Source organism: Paenibacillus sp. JJ-100, from assembly GCF_948329825.1.
GTDB lineage: Bacteria > Bacillota > Bacilli > Paenibacillales > Paenibacillaceae > Paenibacillus.
This window is the reverse complement of sequence record NZ_CAOJCM010000003.1, coordinates 1-17,121: the sequence shown is the minus strand read 5'-3', so window position 1 is coordinate 17,121 and position 17,121 is coordinate 1. Positions and strand designations below refer to the sequence as shown.

Annotated in this window: 12 protein-coding genes; 11 read left to right on the top strand and 1 reads right to left on the bottom strand. The window is 44.0% G+C overall.

The features are described 5' to 3' along the window. Window positions 1-333: 333 nt before the first annotated feature. The 9 genes from PQG66_RS13155 to gyrB all read left to right on the top strand — a co-directional run bounded on the left by PQG66_RS13155 (window position 334) and on the right by gyrB (window position 11,306). Window positions 334-1,008, top strand: a complete 675-nt coding sequence (locus PQG66_RS13155) for a GntR family transcriptional regulator (protein ID WP_272038179.1) — start codon at window positions 334-336, stop codon at window positions 1,006-1,008. Between the two features lie 288 nt (window positions 1,009-1,296). After that, window positions 1,297-2,658, top strand: a complete 1,362-nt coding sequence (locus PQG66_RS13150) for a GntP family permease (RefSeq protein ID WP_272038178.1) — start codon at window positions 1,297-1,299, stop codon at window positions 2,656-2,658. Window positions 2,659-2,750: 92 nt separating this feature from the next. Then, window positions 2,751-4,298 (top strand): gluconokinase, encoded by a 1,548-nt coding sequence (gntK, locus tag PQG66_RS13145; RefSeq protein ID WP_272038177.1) that lies wholly within the window; start codon window positions 2,751-2,753, stop codon window positions 4,296-4,298. Window positions 4,299-4,919: 621 nt separating this feature from the next. After that, window positions 4,920-6,266 carry a chromosomal replication initiator protein DnaA gene (gene dnaA, locus PQG66_RS13140; protein WP_272038176.1) on the top strand — a complete coding sequence of 449 codons (1,347 nt, stop codon included), beginning with the start codon at window positions 4,920-4,922 and terminating at the stop codon, window positions 6,264-6,266. A gap of 231 nt (window positions 6,267-6,497) precedes the next feature. Next, window positions 6,498-7,640, top strand: a complete 1,143-nt coding sequence (gene dnaN, locus PQG66_RS13135) for a DNA polymerase III subunit beta (RefSeq protein ID WP_272038175.1) — start codon at window positions 6,498-6,500, stop codon at window positions 7,638-7,640. Between the two features lie 16 nt (window positions 7,641-7,656). Further along, window positions 7,657-7,872: a S4 domain-containing protein YaaA gene (yaaA, locus tag PQG66_RS13130; RefSeq protein ID WP_272038174.1), complete on the top strand. Its 216-nt coding sequence runs from the start codon at window positions 7,657-7,659 to the stop codon at window positions 7,870-7,872. Between the two features lie 58 nt (window positions 7,873-7,930). Continuing rightward, window positions 7,931-9,043, top strand: coding sequence for a DNA replication/repair protein RecF (recF, locus tag PQG66_RS13125; RefSeq protein ID WP_272038173.1), 1,113 nt, complete (start codon window positions 7,931-7,933; stop codon window positions 9,041-9,043). A 13-nt stretch (window positions 9,044-9,056) separates the two neighbouring features. Continuing rightward, entirely contained in the window at window positions 9,057-9,305 is a 249-nt protein-coding gene (gene remB / locus PQG66_RS13120) for an extracellular matrix regulator RemB (protein ID WP_272038172.1), read from the top strand. A gap of 90 nt (window positions 9,306-9,395) precedes the next feature. Beyond that, a complete protein-coding gene (gene gyrB / locus PQG66_RS13115) occupies window positions 9,396-11,306 on the top strand; it encodes a DNA topoisomerase (ATP-hydrolyzing) subunit B (RefSeq protein ID WP_272038171.1) in 1,911 nt (636 codons plus the stop codon). 151 nt (window positions 11,307-11,457) lie between these two features. Here the strand turns inward: gyrB and PQG66_RS13110 are convergent, their stop codons facing one another. Next, window positions 11,458-12,396, bottom strand: a complete 939-nt coding sequence (locus tag PQG66_RS13110; protein WP_272038170.1) for a YheC/YheD family protein — start codon at window positions 12,394-12,396, stop codon at window positions 11,458-11,460. Between the two features lie 425 nt (window positions 12,397-12,821). On the opposite strand from PQG66_RS13110, the gene gyrA reads away from it, so the two are divergent. After that, the gene (gene gyrA / locus PQG66_RS13105) at window positions 12,822-15,377 is read left to right on the top strand and encodes a DNA gyrase subunit A (protein ID WP_272038169.1); all 2,556 of its coding nucleotides are present in this window, start codon (window positions 12,822-12,824) and stop codon (window positions 15,375-15,377) included. A 183-nt stretch (window positions 15,378-15,560) separates the two neighbouring features. After that, window positions 15,561-16,676: an HD-GYP domain-containing protein gene (locus PQG66_RS13100; RefSeq protein ID WP_272038168.1), complete on the top strand. Its 1,116-nt coding sequence runs from the start codon at window positions 15,561-15,563 to the stop codon at window positions 16,674-16,676. The last annotated feature ends 445 nt before the right edge of the window (window positions 16,677-17,121 follow it).

The following is a 17,121-nucleotide window of genomic DNA, read 5'->3' as shown; positions in this document are numbered from 1 at the left end:
CATGTGGATAAACATTATGGAGAGGTAGAATGGTGAATTTTAATCTAATTGTATCCGCTTTAATGTGAAGGTTTACAAGTTTTTGAGAAAGGTGTAGGATAAAACACAACTTGTATACAAGTATACTTATTGATTGATTATGGCCTTTTCTTGCTAGCAATTATTGAACTACGGAAGAACTAGGGAAGAATTATAGCTTGCATTACCCATCACTTTGTCGTGTTAGTGCGGATCCTGACGACGTATAACCATCCGGCTGAATACTGCTAAACTCTAAAACGTTGTGCTATGATCAGTACTGTAACGATTATTTTACTTAGGAGCGTTAGCCATATGCAGTTTCCATCTTCCTGGCTTCAAGGTGCATCCCGCGGTGAAGCCATCGCTTGCGAATTAAGGCTGAGAATCATTAATGGAACCCTCAGGCCTGGTGAAATCTTATCGGAAAATCGCATTGCTGCTGATTTTGACAGCAGCCGCTCGCCTGTTCGCGAAGCATTGAGAACGTTATCAAATGAAGGCTTAATTCGGCTTGAACGGATGGGCGTTGTCATTCTGGGCCTGAATATAAAGGATGTTGAAGAGCTGTACGATGTTCGTTTTCTCATTGAAAGTTTTGTGCAGCAAAGGCTGGCTGCTGATGTACCTCCAGTACTGATCCAACAGCTACGCCATATCATCGATAAAATGCAGCTTGCAGGGAAACATCAGGATGCCATTGAGTTCGCCTATCAGGATCTGACATTCCATGAGACCATTATTGAGGCAGCTGGACATTCCCGCATCTCACATTTATGGAAAAGTATTCGGTACGTTGTGATGACAGTTATGCTGCTTACCACACGCAACGTGTTTGCTCAAGGCGAATCCAAAGTAAGCGCTGTAATTGAAAAACATCAGTCACTGGCAAAAGCTCTGGAATCAGGCGACAAGGCTTTAATCCTAAGCGGGGTTCGCACCTATTTCAAGGACTCGGATCGGACGTTACATGAAAGCTTTGAGTTCTGAACTTTGGCAAAATACTAAGGCAGGACTGGCTTTTTATAAGTAAAAGTAGAGTTTCTGCCCAGTATGCTTTCCTGACGAGAAGGTCGCAATTCAGTCAAATTGAATGAATTGCAGGTTAACTTGTCGACAAGTATACAAAATGCGATTATGTTAGTTTTTTGGGCAACCAAACACTGGTTTCTTTATTATTCTCATACAAACTCATAACAAAATTATCACCAAATTTATTGGTTCTTACCTTCAGACTTCTGTAAGCATTTATAACTAAACTTAAGGAGTAATAACATCATGAGTACTATTTTCGGATTTTCTCATCATGCTACATTACTGATCTGGACATTGATCGCTATCATCTTCCTGATTCTGCTCATCTCTAAGTATAAATGGAACCCATTCATCACCCTTTTATTATCTGCATTAATGCTTGGGTTGCTTGCAGGTATGGAACCAGCTGACGTTATTTCATCCATTACCAGCGGTCTTGGTAGCACATTAGGCACAATTGCCATCGTTATCGGACTTGGCACGATGCTCGGTAAAATGATGGCTGAATCAGGTGGAGCCGAGCAGATTGCAAACACCCTCATTCATCGTTTCGGTGTAAAACGTGTGCACTGGGCCATGATGATTGTCGGCTTCATTGTAGGTATTCCTGTTTTCTTTGAAGTAGGCGTCATTCTCATGATCCCAATCATCTTTACTGTGGCCCGCAAAACCAAGATGTCCCTTCTTCAGATCGGAATACCAATTTTAGCAGGTCTATCGACTGTCCATGGATTTGTCCCGCCACATCCGGCACCTATGATAGCCATTGAAGCCTTCAATGCAGATCTAGGGAAAACCATCCTTTACTCTTTGCTTGTCGGCATCCCGACTGCCATCATTGCCGGACCTATATTTGGTCAGTTTATTGGCAAAAGAATTCAACCTGAACCACCAGCTGAACTTGAGGAACAGTTCTCGGCCAAGGAAAACCGTACTTTGCCTGGATTCGGCATTACACTGTTTACCATTTTATTGCCTGTCTTTCTAATGCTGATCGGCTCGATCGCGAATATTGTGGATCCGGCTGCAACGAGTGGGTTTACCGTCTTTAGTGAGTTTATTGGAAATGAGATTGTTGCTCTATTGATTTCTGTCGTCTTTGCCCTCTTTTCACTCGGTTTTACGCGTGGATTCAGCAAACATGATATCTCCCGCTTCACCAATGAATGTCTTGCGCCTACGGCATCTATTATTCTCATCATCGGTGGTGGGGGTGCATTCAAACAAGTACTGATTAACAGTGGTGTTGGGGATGCTATCGCAGAGTTTGCTACCCACGCGAACATCAATGTCATTCTATTTGCCTGGCTTGTCGCTGCCTTAATACGTATCGCTACCGGTTCAGCTACCGTTGCCATGACCACAGCCGCTGGAATTGTATCCCCAGTTCTCGCCCTAACGCCTGGAGTGAACATTGAGCTGGTTGTCCTTGCCACCGGTGCAGGTTCTCTGATCCTATCCCATGTCAATGACGCAGGCTTCTGGATGATCAAAGAGTTTTTTAACATGAGTGTAGCGCAGACACTCAAAACGTGGACCGTTATGGAAACACTACTGTCTGTGGTCGGTTTGATCTTCATTTTGCTGCTAAGTACCGTGATGTGAGTGCAAGCTGACCTATTTTTTTTCATCATAAAAAAACTACTTAAACCATTATTTCTACTTACACAGCTCATTGAAGAAAGAAGGTGCGCGAAATGACCAACTATATGATTGGAATTGATATCGGCACAACCAGTACAAAATCGGTTCTATTCACAGAACAAGGTGAGGTGGTTACGACCTCTACTCAGGAATATCTGCTCTACACACCTGCGCCAAATGTTGCAGAGCAAGACCCGGAGGAGATTGTACAAGCCGCTGTTTTCTCCATACGCAATGTAATGAATCAGAGCGGGGTTTTACCTAATCAGATCCTTTTCGTATCTTGCAGCTCGGCTATGCACAGCGTCATTGCCATGGATCAACATAATCATCCACTAACACGTTGTATCACTTGGGCAGATAATCGAAGCGCTGCTTGGTCTGCCCAGCTAGAGGAGAACGGAGTGGGGCATCAAATATATCGGCGCACAGGAACCCCCATTCATCCCATGTCTCCCCTGACTAAACTGATGTGGCTGCGCCATGATGAGCCAGAACTGTTTCAACGTACGGCAAAGTTTATTTCCATTAAAGAATATTTGTTCTTCCGTCTATTTGGACAATATATCATTGATTATTCCATCGCCTCCTGCACGGGTCTCTTCAATCTCGAACAGCTGGACTGGGACCAAGAAGCACTAGACATCGCTGGCATTACCCCCAGACATCTGTCGAGGCTTGTACCTACCACATATACAATAGAGGGAATGCATCCGGATTGGGCTGAAAAAATGGCTCTCTCCCCCTCTACGCCTTTTGTAATCGGCGCAAGTGACGGGGTATTATCTAACCTTGGTGTTAATGCTATTAAGCCAGGTGTTGTTGCTGCAACTATCGGCACAAGCGGAGCCATACGTACCGTTGTGGATCGTCCGATGACAGACCCGAAAGGCCGTACTTTCTGTTATGCCTTAACCGAAAATTTGTGGGTTATTGGCGGGCCAGTCAATAATGGGGGGATGTTGTTCCGCTGGGTACGGGATGAGTTTGCTGCATCTGAAGTGGAAACTGCCAAACGTCTTGGCATCAATTCCTATGATGTATTGACCAAAATTGCCGAGCGTGTCCCTGCTGGTTCTGAAGGGCTTCTATTTCATCCGTATCTTTCAGGCGAACGTGCTCCACTCTGGAATCCGGACGCTCGGGGCTCCTTTTTTGGCCTGACTCTTCACCATAAGAAAGAGCATATGATTAGAGCAGTACTTGAAGGGGTTATTTTCAATCTGTACACCGTCCTTCTCGCAATGGAAGAACAGATTGGACACCCCACCTCCATTCAGGCTACGGGTGGGTTTGCACGCTCCCCACTATGGAGGCAGATGATGTCCGATATTTTTAATCAGGAAGTCGTTGTACCTGAGAGCTTTGAAAGCTCATGTCTCGGCGCCGTTGTTCTTGGCCTATACGCGACAGGAAGAATTAAGTCACTTCATGCTGTGTCCTCCATGGTGGGTACAACTCATCGGCATACGCCTGCCAAACAACATGCCTCCATCTATCAGGAGCTGTTACCGATCTACATTCGTATTTCGCGCAAGCTGGAAGAAGAATATGCAGACATTGCGGAATTCCAGCGCAAAATGTCTATGCTTCATATATAAGTAGAGGAATGCCCCGCAGCCAAAGATCGGCTGCGGGGCATTCCTCTTTAATTAGACCAACGTCACTTCATTCTCCACTCAACAATACAATGCCCACTTGCACTCGATCCTACTCCATGGAGATGAAGAGCTAGTCCTACTTATCTCCTCTTTCCTACACCTTTTCCTTCAATTCACTTATACATTATCCACAACAAAGTTATTCACATTTTAAAATCATTTTTGCACACAATATAGCATCTTTTGACGGATATCCTGTGTATAAATTATTTTGTCCATTTCGGTCGCACTGTCGAAAATTAAACAATTTATAAACAATATATTGTGTTGTGGTTAAAAATTATACACAAGTTATTGAATTTGTGGATAAAATCTCGCGATACGTTGAAATGCAGGGCTTCTTTTGCTATGATTGTATTACTTTTGGATGTGAATATGTGATCTGACTCATAATATTATCAACAGCCTGTGGATAAAGTTGTGAACAATTTTCCGTTGTTCATTCTTTTTTTGTTTTTGACCTGCGGGGGTTTGGGGATAAATTAATGCAATATATCTCGTATTTCGACACTGCATCATGGCTTAAGCCACACTTGGAACATGTAAAAGGAGTGACAGTCTGTGGACAGCCATACTTCTGATTTATGGCAGCAAATTTTATCAATTATACAAAACAAACTCAGCAAACCCAGCTTCGACACCTGGTTCAAAGCAACGAAAGCAACCAAGCTTAACGATCAAACGATCGTGATCTCTGCCCCAACGACGTTTGCTGTTGAATGGCTGGAGAGCCGTTACACCAAACTGGTTGGTTCGACAGTCTATGAGCTTCTCGGCAAGCAGGTCGATGTGAAATTTGTCATTGAGGATAACAAGCCTGTTGAGCCGGACCCGCAGTTGCCTGCACCGACACCAACGGTCGTTCAAGAGGAAGCAGTATTAAGCATGCTGAATCCCAAATATACGTTCGATACTTTTGTCATTGGACCCGGCAATCGTTTTGCCCATGCTGCATCCCTGGCAGTCGCTGAAGCGCCCGCCAAAGCCTACAATCCTCTCTTTCTATATGGAGGCGTAGGACTAGGCAAAACCCACTTGATGCATGCCATCGGACATTACATTTTGGAGCACGACCCGAGCAGCAAGGTTGTTTATTTGTCATCTGAAAAATTCACGAACGAATTCATTAACTCGATTCGTGATAACCGCGGAGAAAGCTTTCGCAACAAGTACCGTAGTGTAGACATTTTGCTTATAGATGATATTCAGTTCCTGGCCGGAAAAGAATCAACACAAGAGGAATTTTTCCATACGTTTAATGCGCTGCATGAAGAACGGAAGCAGATCATTATCTCCAGCGATAGACCACCGAAGGAAATTCCAACTCTGGAGGAACGACTTCGCTCCCGGTTTGAATGGGGATTAATTACGGACATTCAGCCTCCTGATCTGGAGACGCGGATTGCTATCTTGCGTAAGAAGGCGCGTGCGGAGAACTTGGATATTCCAAACGAAGCGATGATGTATATTGCGAACCAGATCGATACGAACATTCGTGAGCTTGAAGGTGCTCTGATTCGTGTCGTTGCTTATTCTTCTTTGACCAATCAAGACGTAAGTTCTCATCTGGCCGCTGAAGCGCTGAAGGACATCATTCCTTCTAGCCGTCCAAAAATGATCACGATTCAAGATATCCAACAAAAGGTCGGCGAGTACTACAGCCTTAAGCTTGAAGACTTCAAAGCACGGAAACGGACAAAAGCTGTTGCTTTTCCCAGACAAATTGCGATGTATCTCTCTCGTGAGCTGACCGATTTTTCTCTACCCAAAATTGGAGAGGCTTTTGGAGGACGAGATCACACCACCGTCATTCATGCCCATGAAAAAATCTCTCAAGCGATCAAAAACGATCAGGATCTCTATAAAGTTATCAACAACTTAACCGAAAAAATTAAGAATCCAACCTGAACAAGTCCCAAGCCTATGCACAACGTGTACACATGTGGATAGGCTTAATTTTATGGGTTTAACCCTACTTATCCACATATTCAGTGCCCCTATTACTATTATTACTATAAAGATCTAAAGATATCTTCTCCAAAAAGCCGTTGCAAAGCTCGGCCTTCGGCCTTTCAATAAACACCTTTTTCAAAGCCAAAATCTCAGCCCTTGAACAAAAATTCTACTAGGAGTGAAATTATGAAAATCAGCATAATGAAAAGTTATCTAAACGAATCCATTCAACAAGTATCTAAAGCGATCTCCAGTCGTACGACGATTCCTATTTTGAGCGGTATTAAATTCGACGTGAATCACCAAGGTGTGACATTGACAGCAAGCGACACGGATATCTCCATCCAATCCTTTATCCCGCTTGAGGAGGGAGACAAAAGTGTTGTGCAAGTAGAGCAGCCAGGTAGCGTTGTTCTCCCAGCCAAATTTTTCGTAGAGATCATCAAGAAGTTGCCTTCGCAAGAAGTACACATGGAGGTTAAAGATAACTTCAATACCTTTATCTCCGCAGGTGCTACTGAGATCCAACTTGTTGGTCTTGACCCGGAAGAGTTCCCGGTTCTTCCAAACATTGAAGAGAATCAAACCGTCTCCATTCCAGGAGATTTGCTGAAAAATATGATCAAACAGACTGTATTTTCCATTTCCACACATGAAACGACACCGATCCTAACAGGTGTATTGTGGAGTTTGGCTGATAACGAGTTGAAATTTGTGGCAACGGACCGTCATCGTCTTGCTACACGCTCGGCAATGCTGGATAATGCAGAGGGTATCCGTTTCAACAACGTCGTTATTTCTGGTAAAACGCTGAACGAACTGAGCAAAATTGTCCCAGATCAGAACACGCTTGTGGATATCGTCGTTGCTGATAATCAGGTTTTGTTCAAAATTGACCGTGTATTGTTCTACTCTCGTATTTTGGATGGAACTTATCCGGATACTTCTAGAATTATTCCAACGTCATACAAAACAGAACTTGTTTTGGATACAAAAAAATTAAGTGAATCCATTGACCGGGCGTATTTGCTGTCGCGTGAGGAAAAAACAAATATTGTGCGCATGCAAACGATGGACTCTGGCACGATTGAAATATCCTCCAGCTCCTCTGAGCTAGGTAAAGTACGGGAAGAGATTGAACCCGCTGAATTCACGGGTGAACCGCTCAAAATCTCGTTTAACTCCAAATACATGCTGGACGTTCTGAAAGTTGTGGAAAGTGAACAGCTAATGATTGCCTTTACTGGCGTCATGAGTCCGATCATCCTTAAACCGCTGGACGATAGTCACAGCCTATATGTCATCCTGCCTTACCGGACGACCAACTAACGAAAGGAAGATCACGATGAAGCAAGTATCGATTCGTACGGAATATATTAAGCTTGACCAATTTTTGAAACTAGCAGATTGCATCCCTACTGGAGGTATGGCCAAGGCGATCCTTCAAGAGGGACTTGTACGTGTGAATAAAGAGTCTGAGGAACGCCGTGGACGGAAGTTATACCCTGGGGATATTGTTGAGGTGGACGGAGAAGGCACGTTTGAAGTGGTTGCAGAGTAGGAGACCAAGGTGCATTCCTGCTGCCTCCTGACGGACGGGATAAAAGGGAGGTTACCGCGTGTTTGTAAACAGCATAGAGTTGCAGCAATTCCGCAATTATGAACAACTGAAGCTGGATTCATTTGGTCCCGTCAATCTTTTGATTGGACAAAATGCCCAAGGCAAGACGAATCTGGCGGAGGCTATTTTTGTGCTTGCACTCACCAAGAGCCACCGCACCTCCCGGGATAAGGAATTAATTCGATTTGGTGAGGATCGGTCACGTCTTACAGCTGAAGTTGATAAAAAATACGGAGCAGTCAAGCTGGAGCTGTCATTATCTCAGCAAGGAAAAAAGGCAAAAATTAACGGTCTGGAGCAGCGTAAATTAAGTGATTTTGTCGGATCGCTCAATGTAGTGATGTTTGCCCCGGAAGATCTGGAAATTGTCAAAGGTACACCGGGGGTACGCCGCCGGTTCCTTGACATGGAAATCGGACAGGTGGCCCCAGGCTATCTTTATCATCTGCAGCAGTATCAAAAGGTTCTGGTACAGCGGAACAACCTGCTTAAACAGTTGTGGGGACAAGGAGCATCGGCTCAGACGATGTTGGAGATCTGGAATGAGCAGCTGGCAGAGCATGGTGTTAAAATCGTCAAAAAAAGGAAACAATTCATAAAGAAACTGCAAAAGTGGGCAGAAACGATTCATCAAGGTATCACTGGAGGGGGAGAAGTCCTGCGCCTGGCCTACCTTCCCTCCTTCAGCGAAGCCGCTGAGGAAGATGAAGCTGTCTTAATGGAGCAATTTATGATAAAATTATCACAAATGAAAGAGCAGGAGATTCGCCGAGGCACAACTCTTAGTGGGCCGCATCGGGATGACCTGTCCTTTTTCATTAACGAACGGGAAGTACAGACGTATGGCTCTCAGGGGCAGCAACGCACAACGGCGTTGTCTCTTAAGCTTGCGGAGATCGAACTGATTCATGAAGAGATCGGAGAATATCCAGTGCTTTTGCTGGATGACGTATTATCCGAACTTGACCCTTTTCGTCAGACCCAACTGATCGAAACATTCCAAAGCAAGGTGCAAACCTTTATTACCGCTACGGGAATTGAGAGCCTGAACGTTGACAAGCTCAAAGACGCCAGTATCTATCACGTTCATGCCGGACAGGTGGAACGCTAAGGAGTGAGGGCCTATGTACATTCATCTGGGCGGTGAAAAAATCATCCGTTCTTCCGAGTTGGTAGCTATTTTTGATATATCGATTGAAAAATCTTCCAAGATATCCAAACAGTACGTTTCACATGCAGAACAGGAGAAGGCGGTTGAGCATATTGGCGAAGAGGAAGCAAAGTCCATCGTAGTGACAAAAAACATTGTGTACTACTCACCGATTTCATCCGCTACGCTCAAAAAACGTGCTCATCACTTTCCTGATCTCTAGCGGATATGGAAGAGAGAACGTGTGTGTTTGCTATTATTTATAAGTTAACGCATATTCAAGATATTGAATCTATAGAAGTAGGTGAAAGGCATGTCTATGAATCAACCGTCATATGATGCGAATGAAATTCAAGTCCTTGAAGGACTGGAAGCCGTACGTAAACGTCCGGGAATGTACATCGGTTCCACCAGTGCCAGAGGTCTGCATCATCTCGTCTGGGAAGTAGTGGACAACAGTATTGACGAAGCGCTGGCGGGTTACTGTGATCATATCGAGATCACCATCCATGAAGATAATAGTGTAACTGTTGTCGATAATGGACGGGGTATCCCGGTTGGCGAACATGCCAAAATGAAACGTCCAGCTCTGGAAGTCGTTATGACTGTTCTCCATGCAGGGGGTAAATTTGGCGGTGGTGGGTACAAGGTATCCGGTGGTTTGCACGGTGTAGGTGTATCTGTTGTTAACGCCCTATCCGAGATGGTAGTTGTCACGGTTAAACGGGATGGTCATATTCATCAGCAGGAATACCGTCGTGGCGTTCCGCAATATGACCTCAAAATAATCGGTACAACAGAAGAAACGGGAACTACGGTTAGGTTCCATCCCGATCGGGAAATCTTCACAGAAACAACCGAGTTTGATTATGAGACACTGCTGACACGTGTCCGTGAGCTGGCCTTCCTGAACAAAGGCATTGGACTGACTTTGACGGATGAACGTACAGGTGCAACCAATTCCTTCATGTACGAAGGTGGGATCATTGAGTATGTATCTTACCTGAATCAGAAGCGAGAAGTATTGCATGAGACTCCAATCTACGTTGAAGGTTCACGGGATAACATTCAGGTAGAGGTTGCGCTGCAATACAATGACAACTATACCGAGAATATCTATTCTTTTGCTAACAATATCAATACCCACGAAGGTGGAACACACGAGTCCGGCTTCAAGAGTGCACTCACTCGGATTATTAATGATTATGCTCGTAAAGCAGGTGTAATCAAGGATAGTACCGGCAATCTGTCTGGTGACGATGTGCGTGAAGGATTGACGGCCATTATTTCGGTCAAAATTCCTGAACCACAATTCGAAGGACAGACCAAAACAAAGCTCGGAAACAGTGAAGTGCGTGGTATTGTTGAATCTTTATTTGCGGAGAAGCTGCAGGAGTTTCTTGAAGAGAATCCTTCCGTATCCCGTCGCATTTTGGAAAAAGGTTTGCAGGCAGCACGTGCCCGTGAAGCGGCGCGTAAAGCTCGTGAATTGACACGCCGTAAAGGCGCGCTTGAAGTCAGCTCTCTGCCAGGTAAACTGGCGGACTGTTCTTCCAAGGATGCATCCATCAGTGAATTGTACATCGTCGAAGGGGACTCTGCCGGTGGTTCGGCCAAACAAGGCCGCGACCGTCACTTCCAAGCTATTTTGCCGCTGCGCGGTAAGATTCTGAACGTGGAAAAGGCACGTCTGGATCGCATTCTCGGTAATGCCGAGATTCGTGCAATTATTACAGCGATGGGAACAGGGATCGGTGATGATTTCGATATTACTAAAGCACGTTATCACAAAATTATTCTGATGACGGATGCCGATGTCGATGGAGCTCACATCCGGACACTGTTGCTGACATTCCTATATCGTTACATGCGCAAAATCATTGAAGCTGGTTATGTATATATTGCACAGCCACCACTCTTCAAAATTGAGCGCAACAAAGTGATTCGTTATGCAGGCTCTGAGAAAGAGCGTGATGAGATTATTGCATCTCTGGGTGAGAATGCTAAATTCAATATCCAGCGTTATAAAGGTCTTGGCGAGATGAATGCTGGACAGCTTTGGGAAACGACGATGGATCCGGAGAGCCGTACCATGCTGCAAGTATCTATCAGCGATGCGATGCTTGCTGATGCCATGTTTGACACGCTTATGGGAGATAACGTCGAACCTCGTCGTGATTTCATCCAGGAAAATGCAAAATATGTGAAAAACCTCGATATTTAATTGAGTTGCGAAGAGGCGCCTGTGAGGGCGCCTTTTTATATTACAGGCATTGTAACTTGAATAGGTGCATTAAGAGCTTGAATCAAGACCACCGGTCTATGAAGAGAATCAGAAATGCTGGAGACAGGTGTGTATTATTCTGATTACTTATTTATTTGTTTATTGGTTTGGCAGTCCGACGTTTAGTTGCAGTAGCTTGCACTTTGGAAGCTGTCTTTTTTATTTTACTTTTTTGAGTTTTCGGGGAAGGTAAACGTCCGTAGGCAATAGCATAACGTTTGATCTTTCGATACCCCTTTTTATCCAAGTGGCCAAAGGCATAGATGCCTGGCAAGGTATTCACTTCCAATATCCAAGGACGTCCATCTTCATCGAGCGCGATATCAAGGCCGATCTCCTTGAGTCGTGGAAATGTACGTTGCAATTGAACTGCGGTATGAATACCAAGACTGTACAATTCCTGTTCGAGCTTTTTGTACCTTTCCTTCTTGAGATGAGGAAGCACCAACTCTTCGAACGTAGCCAATCGGCCGCCACCGTGGATGTTAGTGATGATTTTCCCAGGTGCAGCAACCCGTCCAAGGATTCCCGTGGTTTCCCATTTGTGCTGTAGATTTTTTTGGGTTAACACACGCAAGTCAAAAGGTAATCCTTTATGTCTCATGAGTGGAATTCCTTGTTGGATGATGTAGCTGCGCTTCTGAATACGTTGGTCTAGTGCATGTTCAAGTTCATCAAGGGAATGGAAAACCTGTTCCTCTGTCCCATGTTGGAGATGATAGGTCGTAATTTCAACTGGAGCTGGATGAGTTGATTCTGATTCGTTGGACTCGGATGAATTTTCATCACCAGATGAACTCTTCTCAGAGGAAGGGATGCTGAGCTTGGTACGAGTGGTCTTCACTCGCATCACCCCGTTGCCATAAGTTCCCCGGTCCGGTTTGATATAATTCGCTGGAAATAACTCGATCATTCGTTCCAGCGTTTGCCGGCTATATTTTCGAGTTACTGGTATATATTCACTGACTTGGAGACTGTGTTGCAAAACGGTTGTTTTAGCCCATTTACTGGAGACGCGCTGGATACTCAATATGCATCAGTCCTTTCTTGTTTTGATCGGTTGGTCTAAGGGGCTGCACACAGAAAATCAAAGGACAAGAGACGATTTCAGTGGTATAATAGAGGAATATGGCGATTTGTGCTGTCAGCTATAAAATTGTGGTTTGATTGCCAGTTGGGAACGGCTCCAGCCTTAATTGGACAGTACATATGCCGCTTTTCTAGCATTGTATGTGGTACTGGAGAGGAAGGCAGGGCGAATCCCCAGACAACCTCAAGTTCCCGGAAGAAAGGCTATTGCCTAGCGGACGTTTAATTGTGTAACTTTTGTGAAAGTAATATAATAAAAAGTAGCGTTCTTGCGCGGTCCTAGCCTTGTTAGGCTTTTCACATATATTATCTTTTTTGTAATGATTGATTTGTAACGTTTGTTGAAGGACAAGAAGGAGGTCCAGCATGGCGGAAGAAATGAACTCGCAGATTAAAGATCGGGATATTGGCGTCGAGATGCGTGAATCGTTTATGGATTACGCGATGAGCATCATTGTGAGTCGTGCCTTGCCTGATGTGCGTGACGGATTGAAGCCGGTTCACCGGCGTATTCTATATGCAATGTCGGAACTTGGTATGACACCAGATAAACCACATAAAAAATCAGCCAGAATCGTCGGCGAAGTTATTGGTAAGTATCACCCTCACGGTGACTCTGCCGTATACGAGACGATGGTACGGATGGCACAGGACTTCTCCCTGCGTTATATGCATGTGGATGGACACGGTAACTTTGGTTCAGTCGATGGCGACATGGCGGCAGCAATGCGTTACACCGAGGCACGTTTATCCAAAATTGCGATGGAAATGCTCAGAGATATCAACAAGGATACGATTGATTTCCAGCCAAACTATGACGGTGAAGAAAGTGAGCCTGTTGTTCTTCCTGCTCGTTTTCCTAACTTGCTTGTTAATGGTGTCGGCGGGATTGCCGTAGGTATGGCTACCAATATACCTCCTCACAATCTGAGAGAAGTTATTGATGGTGTACAAGCAATGATCAAGAATCCGGATATCACATCGATGGAACTGATGGATTATATCCAGGGACCAGACTTCCCTACAGCCGGTTACATTTTAGGTCGTTCAGGCATTCGCCAAGCTTATCAAACTGGACGTGGATCGGTAACGATGCGTGCCAAAACCAATATCGAAGAGAACAACAACAAAGCTCGTATCGTTGTTACAGAACTTCCATATCAGGTGAACAAGGCAAGACTTGTTGAGAAAATTGCTGAACTCGTACGTGACAAAAAGATTGATGGTATCACGGATCTACGTGACGAATCTGACCGTAATGGTATGCGTATTGTTATTGAACTTCGACGTGATGTAAATCCTGGTGTTGTTCTGAATAACTTGTACAAGCATACATCGATGCAGTCTACATTCGGCATCAACATGCTGGCGATTGTGAATAAAGAACCGAAAATTTTGAATCTGCGTGAAGTGTTGTATCACTATTTGCAGCATCAGATCGAGGTTATTCGCAGACGTACAGAGTTTGAGCTGAAGAAAGCAGAAGCACGCGCGCACATCCTGGAGGGTTTGCGTATTGCCCTGGATCACATTGATGAGATCATCACATTGATCCGTTCATCCAGCAATACAGATGCCGCTAGAGAAGGTTTGATTGAGCGCTTCGAACTCAGCCATGATCAAGCTCAGGCGATTCTGGATATGCGTTTGCAGCGTCTTACCGGCTTGGAACGCGAGCGAATCGAGAATGAATACAACGAATTAATGGTCAAAATTGGCGAATATCGTGCTATTTTGGCTAACGAGCATCTTGTGCTTGAAATTATCAGTACAGAGCTGCAAGAAATTCGTGAGCGCTTTGGGGACGATCGTCGTACCGAGATCACCGTTGGAGAGGAGAGCATTCTAGATGAGGATCTAATTCCACGTGAAGAGGTCATCATTACGATTACTCACTCCGGCTATGTGAAACGTCTGCCTGCATCGACATATCGCAGCCAGAAGCGTGGAGGACGTGGTGTTGTAGGGATGGATACGAAAGATACCGACTTTGTTGAGCATCTTTTCGTAACGAACTCTCACAATTACCTGATGTTCTTCACCGATAAAGGTAAGGTATATCGGTTGAAAGCTTACGAGATTCCGGAGCTCGGACGTACAGCACGCGGAACACCAATTATCAATCTGATTCAGATTGAGCAGGGTGAGTCCGTTAACGCGGTGATTCCGGTACAGGAATTCGAGAGCGATAAGTATCTGTTCTTTGCGACACGTCAGGGTGTAGTGAAGAAGACACCGCTTGAAGATTACACGAACATCCGCAAAGGTGGTCTCATCGGAATTTCTTTACGTGAAGATGACAGCTTGATTGATGTTAAGCTGACGGATGGCGAGCAAGAGATTATCATGGGTACAGCTCATGGAATGTCCATTCGTTTCTCGGAAGAAAACGTGCGTTCTATGGGACGTAGTGCTACCGGCGTGAAAGGAATCACACTTGATGATCAGGATGAAGTAATCAGTATGGATGTTGTGGATACTGATCTCGATGTTCTGATTGTTACAGCCAAAGGTTACGGTAAACGTACACCAGTTAGTGATTACCGGATGCAGACTCGTGGTGGTAAAGGGATTAAGACCATTAACGTTACTGAGAAGAACGGTGCTGTCGTTAGTCTCAAAATGGTTAAAAACGAAGAAGATCTCATGATTATCACGTCTAGCGGTACATTGATTCGAATGAGCATGGATGGGATCTCGACCATGGGTCGCTACACACAAGGTGTGAAGCTGATTCATATTCGAGACGAAGATGCTGTAGCTACGGTTAGCCGAATTGATAAAAATGAAGAAGAACCAGATGAGAACATGGAAGAGACAGAAGATGGAACTTCTCTTCAATCAGATTCAGATCTGGAAGAAGGCATGAATTCTGGAACTGAAGATACTGTTCAGGATGAGGATTCAAGTTCAGAAGAATAACTTAAATTCAGATATAAAAGGGCTCCCTTATGGGAGCCTTTTTGATATATACACAAGATTAGGATGGAAAGCTTTAAAATCTAGGATGTACAGCCTGTATTCTGAGTAATATAATGGGAATAACGTTGAAAATCAGGAATTAGGTCATGTATAGTCATTATTTTATGAGCGAGGGGAATCAGAATGGCATTAGTCACCCTTTCAGAAGTTAAACCTGGACTGAAATTGGGAAGTAATGTGGAGACTTTGCGCGGTAATGTGCTGCTTCAAAAGGGAAAAATTATTCTACCCAAAGATATAGAAGTGCTCAAAGCATTTATGATTGGGCATATAGATGTCGAACAGGAGAGAACTGCTACAGGCAGTACGAATACCAAAGGGGCATCTGGAGGGACTGAAGCAGGATCGGTACCTGTTATAGACAAAAATGGGGATCATACAAGTACGATTGCCTCGGCATCCTTTACTGCTTTTATGGAAGATTACGAGAAGATGGTTACATTAACTAAAAATGCGTTCCTCTCTTCCTTGGCTGCCGAATTGCCTGTATATGAGCTGCGGACTCAGCTGGAAGCACTGTTTGTTCATCTCAATCAATATAATGTTCTTACCTTCAGTCCACGTAATATGAAAGAACATGATTATGTTTATCATCATGCTGTATTGTGCGCTGTTACCTCATATCAATTAGCTCAGTGGATTGACCTTCCTGCGAAGGACTGGATGCAAGTGGCTTTTGCAGGATTGTTTCATGATATCGGTAATAACAAAGTTGACCCACAGATACTACAAAAACCTTCTTCTCTAACAAAGGATGAACAAGAAGAGATCAGACAACATACAAAGTATGGATATCAGATCCTCAAACAGGCTAAAGCCATCAATGAAGGAGTTAGACTTGCAGCATTACAGCATCACGAAAAGGTGGATGGATCGGGTTACCCGTTACAACTTAATGGCACACAGATTCATATCTATGCCAAGATCGTAGCAATTGCTGATATTTTCCATGCAATGACACTGGAGAAGATATATCGAAAAGCCCAATCCCCATATCTGGTTTTGGAGCAGATCCAAAGCGAGGCTTTTGGTAAATTGGACCCGTCCATTGTAAATGTATTCATACAGCGTTCCACTAGAATTCATAATGGGCTTCGAGTAAGACTGAGTAATAACCAGATAGGAGAAATCATTTTCTCTGACCGTGACCATCCAACACGACCAATGGTGTCCGTAGAGGGATCTATTATCAACTTGATGCAGCAAACACAGTTATACATTCAGGATATATTATCTTAATATTAAGAGTAGAATCTGTAACACTTTAGTGTGGACCTTCTCATAAAAGAGGAGGTCTTTACTCGTTGGAAATATAACAAAATTGAATCGATGTGTGGGCATAGGATCATTGTTTTAATGATTTAGAATAAATTATTTGCTATTTCAACAAAAAGCTTGCATTTATAATTTATACATGGTATATTCTAATTCCGGACAAGAAAACACAGTTACATCGTGTGGCTAGCAAGCAAAGGAGTAAAGGCTTCGAAAGAAGCTTAGAAAAAAAAGCTTGCAAAGTTGGTTCGGAAGTGATATGATATAAGAGTTACTGAATGAATGATTATCAGTGACCGAAAAGTTTGATCTTTGAAAACTGAACAACGAGTGAGTACTGATCTTGCTTGCAAGATCAACAATGAGATTTTTAATCTCGTCAGATTCAAAATGAGCTAATCGCTCTTTT